The organism is Bifidobacterium sp. LH_389, assembly GCF_056357235.1.
The window spans coordinates 98,216-118,772 of record NZ_JBKEVR010000003.1 but is presented as its reverse complement, the minus strand read 5'-3'; the positions used below and the strand labels follow the sequence as shown (position 1 = coordinate 118,772).

The following is a 20,557-nucleotide window of genomic DNA, read 5'->3' as shown; positions in this document are numbered from 1 at the left end:
AAAAGCCTTACTAGTTCAGACGCAGCTCGGTCGACGGAGCGAACAGGTGCATCTTGGCCGGGTCGATCTTGATCTTGACGACGTCGCCGACCTTCGGCAGCTGGCGCGGAGGAACGCGGACGGTGGTCAGCTTGTTCTGATCAGACATCAGCTGGGATTCCTCGAGGGCGGAGCCGTCGGTGATGATGTTGCCGTAGATGTAGCCATCGGAGCCCAGATCCTCGACGTTGACGACCTTCAGGGAGAAGGCGTTCGCGTCGGTGGAGGCGGCCAGGGAGGCATCCTCGGGACGGAAGCCGACGACGATCTCGCCGTTGTCCTCGGCGGTCAGCTTGGAGACGGCCTCGGTCGGCAGCTCGATGGTGTCCTCGCCGATCTTCGCGCGGCCGTTGACCACCGGGTGGGTGTTCAGGTTCATCGACGGGGAGCCGATGAAGCCGGCGACGAAGACGTTGGCCGGGCGATCGTACAGCTCGGTCGGGGCGCCGACCTGCTGCAGGATGCCGAGCTTGATGACGGCGATGCGGTCGCCCATCGTCAGGGCCTCGGTCTGATCGTGGGTCACGTACAGGGTGGTGACGCCGAGCTGACGCTGCAGGGCGGCAATCTGCGTACGGGTCTGCACACGGAGCTTGGCGTCCAGGTTGGACAGCGGCTCATCCATGAGGAAGACCTTCGGCTCGCGGACGATTGCACGGCCCATGGCCACGCGCTGACGCTGACCACCGGACAGAGCCTTCGGCTTGCGGTCCAGGTACTCGGTGAGGTCGAGGATCTCGGCGGCCTTCTCGACGCGCTTGCGGATCTCGTCCTTCGGGGTGCCGGCGATCTTCAGAGCGAAGCCCATGTTGTCGGCCACGGTCATGTGCGGGTACAGAGCGTAGTTCTGGAACACCATGGCGATGTCGCGGTCCTTGGGCTGCATGGTGGTGACATCCTTGCCACCGATGAGGATGCGGCCCTTGTTGACCTCTTCGAGGCCGGCGAGCATACGAAGCGTCGTAGACTTACCGCAGCCGGAGGGGCCAACCAGAACGAGGAACTCGCCGTCCTTGATATCCAGATTCAGATCATCCACCGAGGGCTTGTCGTTGCCCGGGTAGATTCGAGTAACGTGCTCGAATACCACTTCTGCCATAATTCATATCCTTTCATCGGCAGGTACGTGCCGAACGATCCGTAGTGAAGGGGTTTTCACTTGTGGTACCGCCACGAAACTCATCGGCAAAACTTCTTGACAACGCCTTCGTAGCAGTCTTGTTTTTCGGTGGTTCTCGAAGATAACTCTTCTTTGAGCCACCGCTAACTATACACGGTTCGCGTCACCGCGCAAGGCGTGTTGCCAAAATTTGTCACAATGGTTCAGCGAACGAACAAACCGTGCGTTGGGAGCACGCCGTGCCGCCGCAGTTCGGCCCGGGTGCGCAGATCGGCCGCCCGGCCGCACGCCACGTTCGCCGCGAACCGCACCGCACCGCGCAGGGCGTGCCCGTTGGCGATGTCCGCGAGTGCACGGGCCGCAGCCGGGGTCACCTTCCCTCCGGACAGTTTCGCCAACGCGCGCGGCGGCATGTTGAGGCGGAACAGCGCGCCCAGATCTGGCGTTCCGGTCCGCTCGCGCGCCCGGCGTTCCGCGCGGATCAGGTATGCCGCCCAGCAGCGGGCGATCGGACTGTGCGAGTCAATCCAGCTGGAGAACGGGTCGTTCTCGGTGAAGCGTCCGGCCGGCGCGGCGGGGTCCGTGACGCCCATATCACGCAGCGCCCGGGCGGTGTCGGCCCGCACCGCGGCGAGCCGGGGACGGGTCGCACAAGCGCTGCCGTTGCCGACGACCGCCGGAACCGGACCGCGCGCCGCCGTCGTGCCCCCTAGCGTTGCGCTACCACGGTCCGCCGCCTTCCCGTCGTCTCGTTCTTCACCGTTCTTCGCAGGACCGTCCTGCACTCCGCCATTCGGAATCGCGCCGCACGGCGGAACCGGGCCGCCGCCTTGCGCCACACAGCCCTGCACCGTGCCTTCCGCACCCAGCGTGACCGTCCCGGTCAGGCACGGGGTGACGCAATCGCGCCCGACCCACAGCGTCCACTCCCCCGGGTCCACGGCCCAGCGGCCGGCCGGGCATTCCCGGCCCGGTCTCCGTTCGGGCCGATCAGCCCCGGCTTGCCCGGCTTGTCCGGGCAGACCGATCTGTCCAGTCAGCTCGGCCTGCACGGTCCCGGCCTCCCAATGGCGGAACGTGTACCGGTCGAACGGGATCGTCACGCGCCGGGACTCCCCCGCTTCAAGACGTACTTTGACGAACCCCTTGAGCTCGCAGGCCACATACGCCGCAGTGCAGGCAGCCGTATCGCTGCACGGCCCGGAAACGTACAACTGCGCCACCTCCGCGCCGGCCCCGCCGCCCGTGTTGGTCAGCGTGAAACTCACGCCGTTGGCGTCGATCGCAAGGTCGGCATAGCGGAACGTGGTGTAGCTCAGCCCGAAGCCGAACGGGTAGCGCACGGGGATGCCGGCCGTGGTGTAATGCCGGTAGCCGACGAGCGGGCCTTCGGCGTAGACGGCATGCCGCCCGGAAGCCGGATAATGCCCGTATGTCGGGCAGTCCCGGTCTTGCAGCGGCCAGGTTTCCGCCAGCCTGCCGGACGGGTTGACCGCCCCGGACAGAATGCGCGCCACGGCCGCACCGCCCGCCTGACCGGCGAGCCCCGCGTATAGCACGGCCATGCAGCAGCCGCACGTCCCTTCGCCGTCATGTTCGCCGCGGCCCGCACGGTCTTCCCGCCCGTTTCGGCCTTCCAGCTCCGCACACTCGCCGCGTTCCTTGCGGCCGTCACGCCCGCCGCGGCCCGCATACCCCGCACGGTCGCCCGACACTTTGCGGTCACACGCATCCAGCCACGGCATCGCAACCGGGGAGCCGGCCGCCAGCACCACGATCAACGGCTTGCCGGCCCGCGAGCAGGCTTCCGTCAGCGCGTCCATGAGCGCCAGATGCGTGCCGGGCATGGCCAGCGACGCCCGGTCGAGCCCCTCGGCCTCGGTGCGGTCGTCCAGCCCGACGCACGCCACCACCGCGTCCACGTCCCCGCGCACGGCCAGCGCTCGCGCCCGTTCGAGCAGCCCCGCGGATGGCACGCCGTCGTGCCGGTAGCCGGGCGCATAGCCGGCAAGCTCGAGCCCGCGTTCTACCCTGATCGCCTCATACAGCGAGGTGACGCGCGTGGCGTTGACCTTCGAGGAGCCCGATCCCTGAAAGCGCGGGTGGGCGGCCATGTCCCCGATCAGCGCGATGCGCGTACCGGCCCGCAGCGGGAGAACTCCGCGTTCGTTGCGCAGCAGCACCATCGATTGCTCGGCCACCTCGCGGGCCAGATCGTCATGGCGGCCGATCATCGCCGCCGGCAGTCTGCCGTGCAAGTCCGGGCGCTCTGCAGCATATTCCGCACGCCCCGCACACTCCGCATGCTCTTCATGTTCCAATCGGTCCAACCTGTGCGCTCCGAATCGCAGGTTGGACCGATCATGCGAAAAAACGGCCGTTTTCGAGGCCAAAAATCGCACGATCGGTCCAATCTGCAACAATCCGGGCGCAGGTTGGACCGATTGGACAATTCGGCCCGGCCGGACCGCCGACTGGACCGGCTGCCGGGACTCCTGACGCTCCGGCCGGACCGTCCGCCGGGCGCAGAGGGCCACCTCACGGACCCGCTCGTTGAGATCGCGCTCACTCAGCCGCCCGGAACGCACGGCGGCCACGATCTCGCGCACCGATGCGAGCCCAGGGCACGGCATTTCCAGGGAGCCGCCCGCCGCCACGGCCCGCGCGGCGCTGTTCGAGGCGCCCCAGTCGGAGACGACCATGCCATCGAATCCCCATTCGCGGCGCAGAATGTCCGTGAGCAGATGCCGGTTCTCGTGCGCGTAGGTGCCGTTCACGCGGTTGTACGAACTCATGAGCGCCCACGGCCGGCCTTCCCGCACGGCTATCTCAAAGGCGGTGAGGTACAGTTCGCGCAGCGTGCGCTCGTCCACCACCGAGTCGGACGCCTGCCGCCGCAGTTCCTGCCCGTTCGCGGCGAAGTGCTTGGGGCACGCGGCCACGCCCTGCGACTGCACGCCGCGCACGAATCCGGCCCCCATGCGCCCGGCGAGCAGAGGATCCTCCGCATAGTATTCGAAATTCCGCCCGCACAGCGGACTGCGCTTGACGTTCAGCCCCGGCCCGAGCAGCACATTGACGCCTTGCGCGCGGGCCTCCTCTCCCAAGGCCCGGCCCATGCGTTCGGCGAGCGCGGGATCCCACGAGCAGGCCGCCACGGATGCCGTGGGAAAGCAGGTGGCCGGCAGGGAGCTGGCCGCCGCAGGATCGCCGGGGGCCGTCCCGTCCGTCACCTCGCGCGCTGAGCCCGTCGCCCGCGGAGTGCCGTCCGCCGTGCCGCCATCCGCAGAGCCGCCGCCCGTTTCGCGCCGCAATCCGTGCGGCCCGTCGCTCAGCGTCATCGCCGGCACTCCCGCCCGCGGCACGGCATGCGTGGTCCAGGAGGACGCGCCCGTCAGCAGGAGCGCCCGTTCAACAAGGGACAGCCGTTCGATCGGGACCCTCTGCGAATTCCGCAAGTTATGCACACATTCCATAGGTTCATTGTCGACCATCGGGAATGTCGCAACGCGCACACGGCACAATGGAAGGCATGAGTGATGTTGGCGTGTTGGATCTCGAACCCGGGGCGATGGTCGGCGGCTATACGCTGGTTTCGCGGCTGGGGGCCGGAGCCATGGGATCGGTGTGGCGCGTGCGCGACGACGGCGGGCAGATCTATGCCATGAAGATCCTGCGCGATTCGCTGAACGAGGACGATCTGCGCAGCAACGTGCCGGCCCGCGAGCGCCTGCGCCGCGAAGCCATGGCCATGCGGCGGATCCGCCATCAGGGCGTGTGCCAGATCGTGGACATGGAATTGGACGACGCAGTGGCGTTCATCGTGACCGAACTCATCGACGGCCGCAATCTCAAGGACGACGTGGCCACGAACGGCAGGTACGTGGGCGACGATCTGGAACGTCTGGCGGCCAAGCTCATCAACGCGGTGAAGGCCGTACACGCGGCGGGAATCGTACACCGGGACATCAAGCCGACCAACGTAATGGTGGCCGCGCGCGGACCGGTTCTGGTGGACTTCGGCATCGCCATGGGCGAGGGGGAAAGCCATGTGACGCGCACCGGGCTGGTGATGGGCACGCCGGGGTTCATCGCGCCGGAGATCATCGACGGGGCGGAATCCAACGAGGCGACCGACTGGTGGAGCACGGCGGCGGTGCTGGCGTTCGCGGCCACCGGGGCGCCCGTGTTCGGAACCAAGCCCATGATGACCGTGCTGGAGCGGGCCGCCTCCGGCAATGCGAACCTTGCGGGTCTGCCGGCACGCGCCACGGCCGCGTTCCGGTCCGCGCTCGACCCCCATCCGGACCGCCGCTGCACGCCGGACGAACTGCTCGAAGCCATTCGCCGCGACGCCATGGAGCCGGAACTGTGGCAGACGCCCGAGCCATCCAACCCATCCGTGCTGCTCACGCCGCCCATGCCGCCCGCGCAAGCCGCGCTGCCCGCTTCAGCTTCCGCGACGGCCGGAGCACGGACCGCAAACACAGACCCCGCTTCGCCGGAGACGCCAGAGACGCAGGAGACCGAGGGGGCGGAGGGGGCTCAGGTGGTGCACCCTTTTGGCGCAAACTTTTCGGCCGGTAGCTCGCCGATCGGAGGAGCGTCCGCATCCGGCACCCCGTCAGCTTCCGGTTCGGCCTTCCCCGGCCCGGTTGCGGTCAGCCTGCGCTCCGGCCGTCTGACGCCTCCGGAGCCGCCGATCGCCGAAACCCGGGCATTGCCGGATGCATCGGGTCCGACCGTGACGCTCATGCCGGCGGCCCCGCGCACGCCGGCCAATACGCTACCGGGCGATGCATCACCGTCAGACCGGACGATCGCAACCGGACCGGGCAGCGCTACGCCGTCACGCAGCGCCTTGCGGCCGACCGGCACGGCATCGCTGGCCGGCACATCGCTGCGGGACGACCCTCCCGCCGCCGGAGCTGGTGCCGCCCGCGAGGAGGACGCAGACAATCCGCGCACGCTCTGGGAGCGCAACCAGCCGTGGACTCCGGTGCAGCCGCCGCGGTTCGTGCCCTCGCCGAATCCGCCGGCCGCCACTGCGAGAACCTCCGCTTCAGGGATTGCCGCTTCCGGCACCGCCGCGCCGATCGGCCGCACAGTCGCATCCTCGTCGGCCGCCTCGCCGTGTGCCTCGCTGACGGCTCAGGCGGCAACCCCGGCTACGGTCCCCTCGTTCCTTGCTGATCAGTCATACCTCGCCGACCAGCCCTACTTTGCCGGCCCGTCGTCCCCCACGTCTCCGACGCACTCCGCTGACCGCCCGTACTCCTCCGTGAACCGACCGTCCTCCACGGGCCAGCCGTATTTCACGGAAGATGACTCCCCGGACGGCAGCGGCTCCCCGGACGACAGCACCAACCCCACCTCCCGCGGCCCGCGCTCCGACCTCGTCGTAGGCCTTGCGGTCAGCGCGCTGATCGTCATCGCAATCGTCGCCGCCCTGATCGGACTGTGACGGCCAATGCGCTCGTGCCATGCAGCGCACCCACCGGTCATCGCCTCCGCTATCGCCACAGCCCGCAAAGCCCCTCGCGGTCAGGCCCGCGCACGCCTTACCGCTCACCGCGAACGCCATCACAAGTTGTTCAGATAGCCCCGATACACTGGGGCGCGTCATTGCAAAAGGGGAGGAACATCCATGGCAAAGAACACGAACCGCCAGCGTACGCGCGCGCAGCGGGAGGCACAGCGCGCCTGGGACGCGAAGGTGCAGGCCGAGCAGGAGGCCAAGGAACGCCGCCAGCAAACCATTCTGGGCGCCACCGTGGTGGCCGTGATCATCGTGATCATTGCCGTGGTGGCCGGCGTGATCTGGTACAAGAACCGCCCGGTGGACACGTCCGCGCTCAAGAGCGAGGTGGACAAGGTGGCCGTCAAGCCGGCCAGCGCCACGGACGACTACGGGTTCCTGATCTCCAAGAACGGCATCAACAAGCCCGTGGAGGGCGTGCCCACCGTCGAGTTCTACATGGACTTCATCTGCCCCGGCTGCGGCAACATGGAGCGCAGCACGGGCGAGACCACCGCCAAGCTGGTGCAGGCCGGCCAGATCAATCTTGAGGTGCACCCCCTGTCGTTCATGGACCAGTACTCCACGGACAACTACTCCACGCGTGCGGCGAGTGCGGCGGTCAACGTCGCGGAGAAGGACCCGGAGCATCTGCTCGCCTTCATCTCCGCCATGTACGCCCAGGATTTCCAGCCCCAGGAGGGCTCAAACTACGTAGCTACGTCTGATGAGCAGATTCAGCAGCAGGCCATCAAGGCCGGCGTGAGCGAGGACGTGGCCGCAACCATCACCGAGGGCCAGTACGCCGACTGGCTCGCCGCGGAGACTCAGGTGACCATCAACCGCAAGGAGCTGGCGAACGTGTCCGGCCGGTACAAGGGTCAGGTGAGCACGCCGATCGTGACGGTCAACGGCACGTATTGGGATTGGCCCTCCGTGGACACCGGCACCACGCTGGCGCAGGGTCTGCTCAAGGCGATCGGTCTCGAGGAATCCCAGGTGGGCACTTCCACCATTCCGTCCGTGGGCGCAGACGGGAAGCCGCTCTATCCGGCGGCGTAACGCGGGGCATGGGGCGCATTCCGTTGAATTTCCAAGTATTTTCACGGCGTTGCTCGGCGGCTCGCAGGCTGTTCGTCAGGCATCTTGCGAGCCGCCGAGCCCCGGTCCGGCACCCGGAAGACACGCCCGACACCCCAGACGTGCATCGTTTTCAGTAAAGACGTGCATAATAGCGGTTGAGTCTTCCGGGACAGGCCGAGAAGCGTTGATTGGCGAATCCTCAGCAATGGGGATATGCTAGTCACTCGTTCGGCGCGTATGCGCTGGGCACGCCTCCTTAGCTCAGATGGCCAGAGCGGCCGCCTTGTAAGCGGCAGGTCGTCGGTTCGATCCCGACAGGAGGCTCGCATACCGATTGTGGTTTTCCGCCCGGTCGCGTAGAATTACGTACTGACGGAACGATCGCAAGCAGGGGATAATTCAATACTTCTCTTGTGTAAGTTATTCCAGGAGCCTTCCCCCAAACACGGCTTCTGGTTATTGGGCAGAGCATTCCCCCAACCAGCTCTGCCCCTAGGGGGCGGGACCATCCCCTTCTCTCCCGCCCCCTTTTTCTTTTCTGGCCATTCGCCGTCTGTGATGCTTCAGATCCCGTTCTTCCGGTTGTGCGCTGACTGCACAAGGCTGTCAATACAGGCGTGCGACGCATGTCGGCGCGCGCAACGCGCACGAATCGAGTCAGCGGCAACCAACGTACGCGACACACCCTGCCAACACACCCTGCCATCACACAAAAACTGAGCAAATCACGTGCGCGGCACCCCTTGGACGCCCTCGGACTTCGTCGCCACAATGAATCTGTTCAATCGCGGCCATGCGGGACATAGCCTGAGCAGATCCCATGCAGAACGCCCAGAAAAGCAGCGCACCGCAATGGATCCGCTCAATCCAAGCGCATGAGCCCGCAACCCGAGCGAATCCATCGCACAACAGACTCTAGACGCGGCGCAGGGGGGAAACTCACGCATCCCGTCCCCTCTTCGGCCCTTCTGCGCGCACGTTTTCGTATCGGCCGATACAATTTACGCCACATAGCCGCTCCCCACGTACGTTTTCATATCAGACGATACGTTTTACGCCATCCCCACGGCCTACGGCCTGCGCCGGGGCCAGCCAGACATCGGTGACCGCGCAAATCCCATGCAGAGAGCACGCCTCGGAAACCCCAGAAACCTCCCGCCGCGTAGAATCCGTTCAATCCACGACCGCGCGACCCACAAACTGAGCAAATCCATTGCGCAACAGCCGCAGCAGCCCGATCCGCGCGCCCCAAACCGCAAACTGGAAAGATTGACCGCTTGTAAACGTTTCAGAACGGTCGCAAAACGGTCAAACTTTCCAGTCTGCGAAATCGGGCGCGCAGATTGGGCGGATTGGACGGCTGGGCGGGCAGCACAGCCAAGCAGCCAAGCACAGCCAGAACAGCGCGCAATGTGCGGAATCAATAGAGGAACCGCCGCACGCACATACCGTCCGCAGGATTCGCCGCTACAATCGGCGGGGAGTATGGCTTTTGGGAGGTTGCATGGCACGTCGTTGGACACCTCGGCGGTTTGTGGCGCTGCGCCGCATACGCGTGACGGCGTGCGTGGCGGCGGTGGTCGTCGCCAGTGTACTGAGCTTTGGCATTGGAGCGCGCAAGTCCGTGGCGTTGGAGGTCAACGGGCAGACGCGCACGGTGACCACGTATGCCATGAGCGTCGACCGCCTGTTGCAGGAGCAGGGGGTGGACGTCAAGACCCATGATCTGGTCCAGTCCACGTCCAGTACGGATACGTTGCGCAATCACGACGTGGTGACCGTGCGTTCCGCCTATCAGACCACCATCGCCATCGACGGCACGGAAGTACCGTTCTGGACGGTGGCCACGAGCGCGGATCAGCTGCTCGGCTTCTTTGCCAGCAGCGAGGCGGACGCGGCCAAGGTGACCGTGAACATCAAGAACGTGTACAACCAGTTGACCGGCGGGTTCGTGATCAACCGCAACGGCCCGGTCACGGTCATTGCGGACGGCAAGACGTCCATCGCCCCGGACGGCAAGCTGCCGGCGGCGTCCATCCTCGACTCCAAGGGCATCACGCTCGGCAAGGAGGACCGCGTGAGCGTGGAGGAGGACGGCGGCACCACCGTGTTGCGCGTGCAGCGCGTAACGCATGGGGAGATCACCAAAACGGTGCCCATCCCCCATGGCACGCAGACCGTGATCGACGATTCCCTTGCGCCCGGCACCACCGCAGTGCGCCGGCAGGGCGAGGACGGCGAGAAGACCGAGACCTACAGCGTCACGTACGTGGACGGCAAGGCGGAAAGCGAAACGCTGACCGGCAGCACGGTAACTAAGGAGCCGATCGACACGGTCATTCTGGTGGGGCCGGAGCAGGCGCCCGAACCGGAGGCCACGCCCAGCGCGTCGCCGTCCGAGACGCCATCCGAGTCGGCCACGGAAGGCTCGACCGACGGCGACGGTCAGTCCGACTCTGCAACGCCGTCCGCACCGGCAACGCCAACCGCAACGCCCTCCCCCACCACGCAGGCGCCCACCACGGACACGCCCACCCAAGCGCCATCGACCGGCACGCCGACCGACCAGCCGAGCACAACGCCCGAACCCGAGCCGTCCGAACAGCCGAGCACGCCGGTCGAGACACCGAAGCCGACCACGCCCGTCCCCAGCACGCCGGCTCCGGCCCCGAGCACGAGCAATCCCCCGGCGACCGGCGGCGGCAACGGCGGCAACGATTCGGGCACCCCGCCCGACGGCCTCTCCCGCGAAGAACTGGAAACCTGGTACGAGAACCACAATCGCATCCCGCAGTCCGATGCCCGTCTATGGCACCCCACGGCGGCGCAAGCCAAGGCGTACGCCCGTGGCGCGGCGGCGCAACGCGGCTGGACCGGCGCCGACTGGGACGCGCTGGAGATCCTATGGACCAAGGAATCCAGCTGGCAGTGGTATGCGGACAACCCGACTTCCTCCGCGTACGGCATTCCGCAGGGTCTGCCCGGCTGGGACATGGGCTACGGCTGGCAGGACGACGGCGCGGTGCAGATCGACTGGGGTCTCAAGTACATCGCCCAGCGCTACGGCAGCCCGTCCGAGGCATGGGCCTACTGGCAGCGCAAGGGCTGGTACTAGCCCGGCAGCGGCAGACCGGCGGACGGTCGGCGGACGAGTCGGCGGCGCGGAGCGGAGTGCGACGATCGGCGGACGGAACCGGACCGGCGATCCGCAAGTCCGCCCGCACGACGGCGGAAAGCCCGCCCGGCGCACAGCGAACAGCCCCGTGACAGGCAGCCCGCCAGGCCCGCAGCGGAAGCCCGCGCAGCAGGCGGCCCACGCAACAGTACAACACAACAGAACATCGCCACAGACAGCACCCGCCGTACAGGAATGCGGCGGCGCATGGAACGCAACGGAGAACACATGGACACGCAGAACGCACTCGCCGAAACAGGGCAGTCCGGTCAGACAGCACAGCCCGGCCGGTTGGGCAACCCCGGTCAGGCTACCCGGCCCGGCGAGACAGCCCGGCCCGGCGAGCCCGCCCGCCCCGGCCATCTTCTGGGAGCCGCGGACATTCGCCGCATCGCGCAGGAGGCCGGCGTGAGCCCGACCAAGAAGTTCGGGCAGAACTTCGTGATCGACCCGGGAACCGTGCGGCGCATCGTGCGCGAGGCCGAGGTTACGGCCGCCACGCCGGTGATGGAGGTGGGCCCGGGTCTGGGATCGCTCACGCTGGCGATTCTGGAGACCGGGGCCGCCATGACCGCGGTGGAGATCGATCCCCCGCTGGCCGAGCGTCTGCCGCGTACCGTGGCCGAGTTCATGCCGGAGGCGTCTGACCGGCTCGCGGTGGTGCTGCATGACGCGCTGACCGTGCAGCCCGCGGACGTGCCGCAGTTCGCGGACGGCCGCCCGTTCCGCTTGGTGGCGAACCTGCCGTACAACGTGGCCACGCCGATCGTGCTGACCCTGCTGGAGCGGTTCCCCAACCTCGATTCCTTCCTGGTGATGGTGCAGAAGGAGGTGGCCGACCGCTTGGCCGCCGCCCCCGGTTCCAAGATCTACGGCACACCGAGCGTGAAGCTGGCCTGGTACGGCACGGCGGAACGCGCGGGAGTGATCGGCCGCAACGTGTTCTGGCCGGCGCCGAACGTGGATTCCGCGCTGGTGCGGTTCCGCCGCCATCCGGCGCATACGGCCGGTGCCGGCTACGATCCCGCCGAGCGCAAGGCCGTGTTCGCGCTGATCGACGCGGCGTTCGGTCAGCGGCGCAAGACCCTGCATGCGGCACTGAAGAAGCTGGTTCCGGCGGGTGCGTTCGAGGCGGCGGGCATCGATCCGACGCGGCGCGGAGAGACGCTGACCATCCGCGAGTTCGTGGCGTTGGCGCACGCCGCCGGCATGGCCGGTAAGATTGACGGTACCGGTAGCGCTGCCGTCACGGCTGACGGGCGATCTGCGCAGCCGACCAACGAATCCGTTGAATCCGCCGAATCCGCTCCGACCGCCAGCGAGGAGGGCACCGATGCATAGTCAGACGCACCACAGTACGGCGCACAGCGAACCGATCAGCGACCTGACCGCCGAACCACGCACCGCCGAACCGCACACCGCAGCCCATACCGTGGCCAGCGTAACCGTGGACTGCCCGGCCAAGACGAATCTGGTGCTGCGCGTGGGCGAAGCGCATGCCGAGTGGGGCGGCCGGCACGCGCTGGACACCATCTACTGCGGCGTGGGCGTAACCGACAGCGTGACCGTGACCCGCAAGCTGCCGGGCAGCGGCTTTTCGCTGGACCTCGCCGGTGCGCATCTGGGCGATCTGGCCCATACCGGCACGGACATGCGGCGCAATCATGCGGTGCTGGCCCTGTACGCGCTGGCGGAGGCGTGCGGGGAAAGCACGGACGTGGCGATCACGCTGGACAAGCGCATTCCGGTGGGTGCGGGGCTGGGCGGCGGCTCTGCGGATGCGGCCGGTACGCTGCTCGCACTGAACGTGCTGTGGGGGCTGGATTGGCCGGTGGAGCGTCTGGAGCCGATCGCCGCCTCGCTGGGGGCGGACATGCCGTTCTGCCTGCACGGCGGGTTTGCGCGCGGTTCCGGGTTCGGTCAGGCCATCGAGCCGTTGGAAGCCGATCATCCCGAGGTTCGGCGGCTGTATGACGCGGGATTCCGGAACCTGCTGCTGGTGGGCGCCTACGACGACGAGCTGCGTACGCCGGACGTGTACCGACGGTTCGATGAGATCGGTGCCGATCCCGCGCATGTGAACGATCTGGAGCGTGCCGCGGTGGACCTGCACCCGCGCTCGCAGCGGGCCATCGACGTGGCGCTGGCGGCCGGGGCCACGATGGCGTTCGTGTCCGGCTCGGGCCCGTCCGTGGTGGCCTGCGCGCCGAACGAGTCGGTACGCCGCAGGATTGCGGACTACTGGCGGCAGACGCGTTCCACGGATCGCATCATTGCGGCGGATGCCCCCGCCAGACCGCGGATCAGCGCAACCGTGGCCACGCCGCTGACGGTCAGCGCGAGACGGTAAGGTGTTGCAGAGATTGGCGGAAGGCAAACTATGACGGATTCACAGCATTACGACGAGCGCGAGGCCCGCAAGGCGTTCGTGCGCAACCGGCAGCGGCTCGTGTTCTCGATCGCGTCGGCGGTGCTGGTCGTGGCGATGGTCCTTGCGCTGCTTGTGTTCTACGGGGTGATCGGCAAGTCCCGCAAGGCCGACCAGACCAAACCGAACTTCGGCGTGGCCGCACCCTGCCTGCCCGCCGACTATGACGGCAAGCGCGTGGATCCGAGCCAGATTCACGTGCGCACGCTCAACGGCACGGGAGCGTTCGGTTTCGCCCGTGCGGTGCAGGACGAGCTGCAGAACCGCGGCTATGCCACGCAGGCCGTGGCCGACTACCCGTCCGATGACGTGGTGACCCGCACCACCATCTACTTCGGCAAGAACACCATTCCGGAGGCGTATACGCTCGGCTCGCTGTTCACCGACGCCGTGCTGCAGATGGATGACCGGCAGGACAAGCTGATCGACGTGGTGCTCGGCACCTCGTTCTACGACCTCAAGGACACCACCGACCCGTCCATTTCCGACGACAGCCCGCTCGGCAACATCTCCGGCTGCATTGCCGCCGACCAGATGCAGAACCTGCCCGCGGCCATTGAGCACGACGCCGTGAACTGACGGGGCGGCGCGGGCGGTGGGTCCGGGGCGCGGTGCGGTGGGGTCCGGGCCGTGGCTGGGGCTGCGTGCTGCGTCCGGTCCGCCGCAAATCGCACGATCGGTCCAACCTGTGCGCCCCAAAACGCAGCTTGGACCGATCATGCGAAAAAACAGCCGTTTTCGAGGCCAAAAATCGCACGATCGGTCCAACCTGCCAAAACACGGGTACAGATTGGACCGATCATGCGAATGATGAGGGCGCGAGCGGCCGGGCGCTGATTGAGCAAACTCCGTACGCAACGCTCCTCAGCGCCCACGCAGTACCATGGCAACCCAAGTTGTATTAACTATGGAAAAATGCTGTAGAATACATTTATTCATAGATAAAAATGCAGAACAGCACACTTTTCCATAGATAACCCTCCGGAGGGCATGATGCGCAGAAACCTACTGCCTGAGTTGGATGCCTGGGCGCATGAGCCTGAGCATAAGCCGCTGCTGCTTTGCGGAGCCCGGCAAACGGGGAAAACCTATCTGCTCAATGAGTTGGCTCGCACGTCATTCGCCAGAAACTGCGTTCGATTCGATCTGGAGCGGGACGGTCGAGCACGTCAGGCATTCGAGCCGGATCTCAATCCGGCTGCAATCGTCCGCCGTCTGTCCCAAGTGGCAGGAGCGAGCATAACGCCGGGCAGGACGCTGCTGATTCTTGACGAAATTCAGGCATCGAACCGCGCGCTGGCAGCGCTGAAGTATTTTCGGGAGGATATGCCGTCCCTCAGCGTGGCCGCAGCAGGCAGTCTGCTGGGCGTTGCCCTTAACCGTCAGGGCTTCAGCATGCCCGTGGGCAAGGTGCGCACGATCACGCTCCATCCCATGGGTTTCGACGAGTTTCTGGATGCAATCGGCGAAGGCTCCCTGATCGAGGGCATACGCGACTGCTATGCCCGTGGCGAGCAGTTCTATCTGCATGACGCCATGATCGAGCGATTCTGGCAGTATCTGCTCGTGGGAGGCATGCCGGAAGCGGTGCTGGAGTTCGCCGCCAACGGAGACTACGGCAAGGTCAAGGCAATTCAGATGGACATCGCCGACTTGTACGCGGCCGATATGGCCAAATACGCCACTCCCGAGGAAACCGCCCGCATCCGGCGGACGTGGGACAGCATTCCCGCTCAATTGGCGAAGGAAAACCGCAAATTCCAGTACAAGCTCGTGAGCACCGGCGGGCGGGCATCGGTGTATGCCACGGCCATTGCGTGGCTGACCGCCGCCGGTCTGGTGACGCGATGCGCACGTATAGCCAGCGGGCAGCTGCCTCTCGCCATGCATGAGGATGTCTCCGCATTCAAAATCTACATGTCCGACACCGGGCTGCTGTCCGCACGCTCGCAACTGGACGCTGCGGTCGCCATGGACCCCACATACCGAAACCGAATCGATCTCGGCGGCATCGTGGAGAACTACGTTGCGCAGGCGCTGACCGCCAATGGAATCCACCTACGCTACTGGACGAGCGGAAACACCGCGGAGGTGGATTTCGTGATTCAGCAGCGCGATGTCGCAACCGGCGTGCCCGTGGAGGTCAAATCGTCCAGCAATACGCGCTCACGCAGTCTATCCGTATACCGCAGCAAGTACGAGCCGTCCACATCCATCCGGTTGTCAACCAAGAATTTCGGCATCGACAACGGCATACGCAGCGTGCCGCTCTACGCGGCGTTCTGCATACACGGCTAAGCGCGCGGCGGGCAGCCACTCGGTCCGTGCGTCCGCCGCCCGCGTCCGGTCCGCCTGCGTCCGGTCCGCCGCAAATCGCATGATCGGTCCAACCTGTGCGCCCCAAAACGCAGCTTGGACCGATCATGCGAAAAAACAGCCGTTTTCGAGGCCAAAAATCGCACGATCGGTCCAACCTGCCAAAACACGGGTACAGATTGGACCGATCATGCGACGACCGAGGCAGACAGCCACGATCGGCAAACCTACTGGCCGTCCTGCATTCCCTCGATCGTGCGGCGCATCTGATGGTAGGCGCCATGCTCCCGCAGATAATCGCGCAGGTACGGCAGCTTGAAATCCACGTAGCCGTAAGACGACTGGTAGATGATGTCCTCCTTGATCAGCTGCGTGCGGTACACGTTCGCATACACGGCGTCCCGCTCCAGCCGCCTGGCGATTTCCGCGGTGGAAGACGGTCCATCGTCCTGAGCCATGGCCAGCAGATAGTCGCGCGACATGGCGGACAGCCCATCTACCGCCGGCCCGTGCACCATGTCCCCGAGCTTGACTTTCGCCTGTGCAATGCCGTGTCTGGCCGCCTCCATGGTGATGGCGTTCTCATTGGCATCCGGACCGGTTTCCGACGCGCGCCACGCCCAGTATCCAACGAGTTGAATCATGAACGGGTAGCCGTTGGTGGCACGGGCCAACATGGACAGCACCTGTTGCGTCGCCCGCTTGCCGTTGTCGGCTATCGTCTCGGCGAACGCATGCTGCACATCGCTCAGGGAGACATCACCAAGATGCTTGCGCTCGGCCCGGCGGAGGAATGTGAGCACGTCGTCGTTGATCACGTCTTCAACCATCGACGGCAAGCCCGCAAACACAAAGGCCACATTGCGGCGTTCTCGGATCAGATGCTGCACGGCCGTGGCCAGTGCCCGCATTTCCGCGATGCTCGATGCCTGAACCTCGTCGAGCGTGATGAGCACGCCACGGTGCTTGCGCTGCAACGCATCGAGACGCTCCGACATGGCCCGGCGAAAATCCAGCGCCCGCTCCCCCGGCGAAAACTGCACTGTGCCAAGATTCACCGATGCCCCTACCGGCAGGCCCGGGACGGATACGGAAGCCGTTGGCATGGTGATCGATGACAGGTGCGACTTGGATCCATCCCGCAGCGCGTTGATCAGACGCCCCAGAAAACCCGTTTCCGCCGTCTCGTCAATGACCAGCCATTCACGTTCCCGCGCGAGATCGCCAAGCGCATTAAGCATGACCGTCTTGCCGACTCCTCGCGCACCGGTGAGGTACATGAGCCGTCCGGGAGCTCCGACGCCATCGTCCAAGGCATACGAAAAATCCTCGATGTCCGCGGTACGGCCGACCAGTACGGGAGGAGTCATGCCTGCCGTCGGTTTGAATGGGTTGGGCATGGCCGGCCTCCTTGTATCGCCGATGTACTGTTGAGACCAGTGTAGGCCGATTTATAAAAGATATAAAAGATATAAAAAGTTATAAAATCTGCTGGCCGCTGGCTGACGAACGACTGACGCCTGACGGCCAATGGGAATTGCTTTGATCCGCTTCGTCCGGTTCCGCTCTGCTCTGGTCCGCTCCCTCCGTTTCGCTCCGGCGCTCAATCCTCCGCCTACTCGGAGTGCGCAGACTGAGCAGATTCCGTGCATAGCGGGGTCTAGAGAGCTTAGGAGAGCCTTGGCACAACCTGACGCGCCCGGCCACCCTCCCGACACAGCTGACCACCGCAATGGATTCGCTCCATCTGCATCCACAGGAGCCCACGGCAGCACGGGGAAGCCCGGCAGGCCCTGTCGCAAGCCAGCCCGGCAGTCACCCGCACCCGCCGCCCGCGCCCGCCGCAAATCGCACGATCGGTCCAACCTGTGCACCCCGAAACGCAGCTTGGACCGATCACGCGAAAAAACAGCCGTTTCCGAGCCCAAAAATCGCACGATCGGTCCAACCTGCCAAAACACGGGCACAGGTTGGACCGATCATGCGAATAAGGAAGCGAGCGAACCGCAGTCCTGCGAGCGGCGGCGCGCACCGCAACGGGAGAGACGGAGATCAGGCATCCTGGCCTTGCAGGTCTCGGTAGCGCTGTTCGAGACCCTCGCGCAGCACCCGGCTGTAGTTGATGCCGTGCTGTTCGCCGAAGGTGTCGAGCCATGCGGGGATGGTGACGTTTTTGCGCACCGACTTCTTGCCGTATTTCTCGGCGTAGGCGTCCATGTCCAGACTGACGAGGGTGACGACGGCGTCCGGCTCTTCCGGCTTCACGTCCGCAATGTTCGTGGCGTGCGGCTCATGGCGCCCCTCCTCGAGTTCGGTAAGCACCCATCCGCTGGCGGCATCCACGGCCATGTCCAACGCTTCGGAGAGGTTGCCTCCCCCGGTAACGAGACCGGGCATGTCCGGTGCAGTGACAACGTAACCGCCGCTGTGATCTCCATACGGCGTGAGAATAATCGGGTAGACGAGCTTCACTTGATTCTCCTTTCGTTGATTCCTGCTTGTTTCCAGATCGACTTGACGATGTACGGGTTTACGTCACCACGATGGTCGGGAACCGTAACCTTGCCAGATTTCCACGGATGTACATACTGACGGTGGCTACCCTTCTGGGCAATCTCACGCCAACCATCCGCCAAGAGTATCTTCTCGATCTCCTTGAATCTCATATCCTAACTATACGCATGATGCGCACAACAATCAAGAGCTCAGCCGTGACTCTTACGCTTCTGTCCATACACGGTAACTTTGCTCGCTGGATCCCGATACATAAGGCCGGGCGCTCCGCAGATTGCGGAACGTCCGGCCATTGTGGTTGCCATGCCGTCATACGGCGCCGAGATTCGCCTAATGCAGCGGATCGTCAATGTACGGCTTGAGGATCTTGTCGTAGGTCAGCTCCGCCATGGCGCGCGCACGTGCGTCGATCTCCTCGACGCCCCACGTACGGTGCTCGGTGCGGAACCGCTCCACCCAGCGATACTTCGACTGCGGATAGACCGTCTCGCGCTTCTTCTCATATGGCAGGTTGCTGGCTTTCCCGTTCAGGCTGGTTTCCAATGCAATCAAGTTGCCAACGGACAGCAACTTCGGCTCCGCGCCGGCATCCTGTTCCGGCAGAAGATGCTCCACCGACGAATCATCGGTGAAGATGGGGCGTTCCTCCAGGTACTCGTTGATCAGGTTCACCGCATACTTGGCGGGAATGTTGCTGCCGATTCGCTTGGTGCCGTTATACGCCAGCCGGATGTACGCGGCGATGAACGCCTCTCGGTCGGGCAAGAACTGCTGGAACTGGGAGAACAGGTATTCCTTCAGCACCTGCTTGGCATCGCCCTTCGTTTGGGCGCCGCGAAGCTGATATGCAAATTTGGCGTACAACGGTTCCAGCCGGTTCGCCGGCGAATGGCATATGGCCGTGTAGGCGAAGTGGAAGTATTCGATGGCCCGAGCGGTCCTGGCGAAGGTATCGCCACTGATCACGTCCTTCTTGCTCTTGCCTCCGTACCGATTGGCGTTGCACAGGGCAAGCAATCCGATCCGCGCCTGATCGATGTTGAAATTGGACAGCTCCCTCATGGCCTGCACCACCGGGTAGTATTCCTTGCGGTTGCCATAGTTTCCCAGCAGAGGATTCAGAATGTTGTGGTAGTTCCGCGCCTCATCCTTGAGCGTAACCAGAAAATCGATGTACGCCTGCTCATCCGCATCCTCGAACTCCTTGGCGAACTTGTCGTACAGCTGATTGATGCCTGTCTTCTTCCCGGAACGGGACTCCCAGTAATGGCGATAGAACGTGGCGAATCCGGCGGTTTCCGGACCTGCCTGCAGCGTCTCGCTGATGTCTTTCCATGCGTCCGCGGCCATATCGTTGGGACTGGTGGTCGGTACCTTCTCGAAGATCTTGTTCTTGATCAGGTCCAGACTGGCCAGATGCACGCCCTTGCCGTTGAGGATTTCGAAGATCAGATTGGCGGTGGTCCGATCCTGCATGCTGATCACGATAACGTTGGAGCCGAGCACCACGTCACGAATTGCCTTGAGAATGGTGAAATACAGTTCGTCGTTCTGGGGAAGATCCTCGGCGCCATTGATCAAACCAGACAGTTTCTGCGGTTTCAGCATCTTCTCGTATACCGAGTAGGCGTTCTTGATCGCCAATTCCTCTTCGCTGAGCGAATCATCGTCCTTGACCAGCACCGGCTGACGCTTTTCGGGCGGCGTTTGCACCACCTGCGCGAAATACGGGTAACTGGTCTTGGTTTCGATCACGGAGAACTGTTCGCCGTCGTTGTCTTCAGGCTCGATGTACCTGTTGAAGATCACCGCGGCGGCACTGCGGCAGCGCTTGATCAATGCCTGGTTGACCGGTTCCTGCTGTTCCAAAGATGTGGCTAAATCCCTCATGGCCGATGAGAGCGCAGACAAAAGGATAGTGATGGACGTGAGGCGCTGCTGCCCGTCGATGACTTCCAGTTTCTGATCGGAGCCATCGGCGTTGCTGGCAGATGCACCCTGCGCGTCCTTACCGCCGGTGAAGGTACCCATGAGCAACATAGTGCCAATGAAGTACGGCTTGGTATGTATGCTGCCTTCGTCATCGACGCTGATGCGGTTGCAGATATCCGTCAGGTATGTGGTGTTGTTCCTGTCATCCCAGCAATACGCACGCTGGAATCGAGGAATCACCAACTTGCGCCCCGAGTTGAGAATGCTGGAAACCTGATACGTTACCGGAGTGAATTCCATGTGTTCCCCCAATGATCGTCAATGTTAAGTACGGTGATGGATGGCAGTGAATACTTGCAAGTAGGAATGCAGCAAGTACAAGTGTGGGGGCCGACCGCGCTAACGGGTCAGCCCCCACTGAGTCAGTCATGG

The 20,557-nt window shown here is 64.6% G+C and carries 12 protein-coding genes, 1 tRNA gene and 1 pseudogene; 8 read left to right on the top strand and 6 right to left on the bottom strand.

The genetic code is table 11. The features are described 5' to 3' along the window. Nucleotides 1–10: 10 nt before the first annotated feature. Both AC1AZA_RS04660 and AC1AZA_RS04655 read right to left on the bottom strand, forming a co-directional pair. Nucleotides 11–1,138: an ABC transporter ATP-binding protein gene (locus AC1AZA_RS04660; protein WP_476513584.1), complete on the bottom strand. Its 1,128-nt coding sequence runs from the start codon at nucleotides 1,136–1,138 to the stop codon at nucleotides 11–13. Nucleotides 1,139–1,362: 224 nt separating this feature from the next. Then, the gene (locus tag AC1AZA_RS04655; protein WP_476513583.1) at nucleotides 1,363–4,617 is read right to left on the bottom strand and encodes a glycoside hydrolase family 3 C-terminal domain-containing protein; all 3,255 of its coding nucleotides are present in this window, start codon (nucleotides 4,615–4,617) and stop codon (nucleotides 1,363–1,365) included. A gap of 65 nt (nucleotides 4,618–4,682) precedes the next feature. Here AC1AZA_RS04655 and AC1AZA_RS04650 point away from each other — a divergent pair, with 65 nt between their 5' ends. From AC1AZA_RS04650 to AC1AZA_RS04615, 8 genes and pseudogenes are all read left to right on the top strand, one after another. Further along, nucleotides 4,683–6,623, top strand: coding sequence for a serine/threonine-protein kinase (locus AC1AZA_RS04650; protein WP_476513582.1), 1,941 nt, complete (start codon nucleotides 4,683–4,685; stop codon nucleotides 6,621–6,623). Nucleotides 6,624–6,806: 183 nt separating this feature from the next. Then, a complete protein-coding gene (locus AC1AZA_RS04645) occupies nucleotides 6,807–7,739 on the top strand; it encodes a DsbA family protein (RefSeq protein WP_476513581.1) in 933 nt (310 codons plus the stop codon). Between the two features lie 271 nt (nucleotides 7,740–8,010). Continuing rightward, nucleotides 8,011–8,084: transfer RNA gene (locus tag AC1AZA_RS04640), tRNA-Thr, on the top strand. Nucleotides 8,085–9,264: 1,180 nt separating this feature from the next. After that, on the top strand, nucleotides 9,265–10,875 hold the full coding sequence (locus AC1AZA_RS04635; protein WP_476513580.1) for an aggregation-promoting factor C-terminal-like domain-containing protein: 1,611 nt from the start codon (nucleotides 9,265–9,267) through the stop codon (nucleotides 10,873–10,875). Nucleotides 10,876–11,163: 288 nt separating this feature from the next. Next, nucleotides 11,164–12,162, top strand: a pseudogene (rsmA, locus tag AC1AZA_RS04630) (16S rRNA (adenine(1518)-N(6)/adenine(1519)-N(6))-dimethyltransferase RsmA); the annotation flags it as partial. 148 nt (nucleotides 12,163–12,310) lie between these two features. Next, nucleotides 12,311–13,285 (top strand): 4-(cytidine 5'-diphospho)-2-C-methyl-D-erythritol kinase, encoded by a 975-nt coding sequence (locus AC1AZA_RS04625; RefSeq protein ID WP_476513758.1) that lies wholly within the window; start codon nucleotides 12,311–12,313, stop codon nucleotides 13,283–13,285. 30 nt (nucleotides 13,286–13,315) lie between these two features. Continuing rightward, nucleotides 13,316–13,942, top strand: a complete 627-nt coding sequence (locus tag AC1AZA_RS04620; RefSeq protein WP_476513579.1) for a LytR C-terminal domain-containing protein — start codon at nucleotides 13,316–13,318, stop codon at nucleotides 13,940–13,942. A gap of 411 nt (nucleotides 13,943–14,353) precedes the next feature. Then, complete coding sequence (locus AC1AZA_RS04615) at nucleotides 14,354–15,661, top strand: ATP-binding protein (RefSeq protein ID WP_476513578.1); 1,308 nt, start codon at nucleotides 14,354–14,356, stop codon at nucleotides 15,659–15,661. A gap of 245 nt (nucleotides 15,662–15,906) precedes the next feature. Here AC1AZA_RS04615 and AC1AZA_RS04610 read toward each other — a convergent pair whose 3' ends face one another. The 4 genes from AC1AZA_RS04610 to AC1AZA_RS04595 all read right to left on the bottom strand — a co-directional run bounded on the left by AC1AZA_RS04610 (nucleotide 15,907) and on the right by AC1AZA_RS04595 (nucleotide 20,425). After that, nucleotides 15,907–17,079: an ATP-binding protein gene (locus AC1AZA_RS04610; RefSeq protein ID WP_476513577.1), complete on the bottom strand. Its 1,173-nt coding sequence runs from the start codon at nucleotides 17,077–17,079 to the stop codon at nucleotides 15,907–15,909. A 652-nt stretch (nucleotides 17,080–17,731) separates the two neighbouring features. Next, the gene (locus tag AC1AZA_RS04605) at nucleotides 17,732–18,151 is read right to left on the bottom strand and encodes a type II toxin-antitoxin system HicB family antitoxin (RefSeq protein WP_476513576.1); all 420 of its coding nucleotides are present in this window, start codon (nucleotides 18,149–18,151) and stop codon (nucleotides 17,732–17,734) included. Then, on the bottom strand, nucleotides 18,148–18,345 hold the full coding sequence (locus tag AC1AZA_RS04600; protein ID WP_476513575.1) for a type II toxin-antitoxin system HicA family toxin: 198 nt from the start codon (nucleotides 18,343–18,345) through the stop codon (nucleotides 18,148–18,150). The genes AC1AZA_RS04605 and AC1AZA_RS04600 overlap by 4 nt, the downstream gene beginning before the upstream one ends. Before the next feature lie 178 nt (nucleotides 18,346–18,523). Continuing rightward, entirely contained in the window at nucleotides 18,524–20,425 is a 1,902-nt protein-coding gene (locus tag AC1AZA_RS04595; protein WP_476513574.1) for a DUF262 domain-containing protein, read from the bottom strand. Nucleotides 20,426–20,557 lie beyond the last annotated feature (132 nt).

What these genes read in the sequence shown, in the direction of transcription:
- AC1AZA_RS04615 (WP_476513578.1), top strand. Translation starts at nt 14,354, where the DNA reads ATGATGCGCAGAAACCTACTGCCTGAGTTGGATGCCTGGGCGCATGAG.
- AC1AZA_RS04610 (WP_476513577.1), bottom strand. Translation starts at nt 17,079, where the DNA reads ATGCCCAACCCATTCAAACCGACGGCAGGCATGACTCCTCCCGTACTG.
- AC1AZA_RS04660 (WP_476513584.1), bottom strand. Translation starts at nt 1,138, where the DNA reads ATGGCAGAAGTGGTATTCGAGCACGTTACTCGAATCTACCCGGGCAAC.
- AC1AZA_RS04635 (WP_476513580.1), top strand. Translation starts at nt 9,265, where the DNA reads ATGGCACGTCGTTGGACACCTCGGCGGTTTGTGGCGCTGCGCCGCATA.
- AC1AZA_RS04645 (WP_476513581.1), top strand. Translation starts at nt 6,807, where the DNA reads ATGGCAAAGAACACGAACCGCCAGCGTACGCGCGCGCAGCGGGAGGCA.
- AC1AZA_RS04620 (WP_476513579.1), top strand. Translation starts at nt 13,316, where the DNA reads ATGACGGATTCACAGCATTACGACGAGCGCGAGGCCCGCAAGGCGTTC.
- AC1AZA_RS04595 (WP_476513574.1), bottom strand. Translation starts at nt 20,425, where the DNA reads ATGGAATTCACTCCGGTAACGTATCAGGTTTCCAGCATTCTCAACTCG.
- AC1AZA_RS04600 (WP_476513575.1), bottom strand. Translation starts at nt 18,345, where the DNA reads ATGAGATTCAAGGAGATCGAGAAGATACTCTTGGCGGATGGTTGGCGT.
- AC1AZA_RS04650 (WP_476513582.1), top strand. Translation starts at nt 4,683, where the DNA reads ATGGAAGGCATGAGTGATGTTGGCGTGTTGGATCTCGAACCCGGGGCG.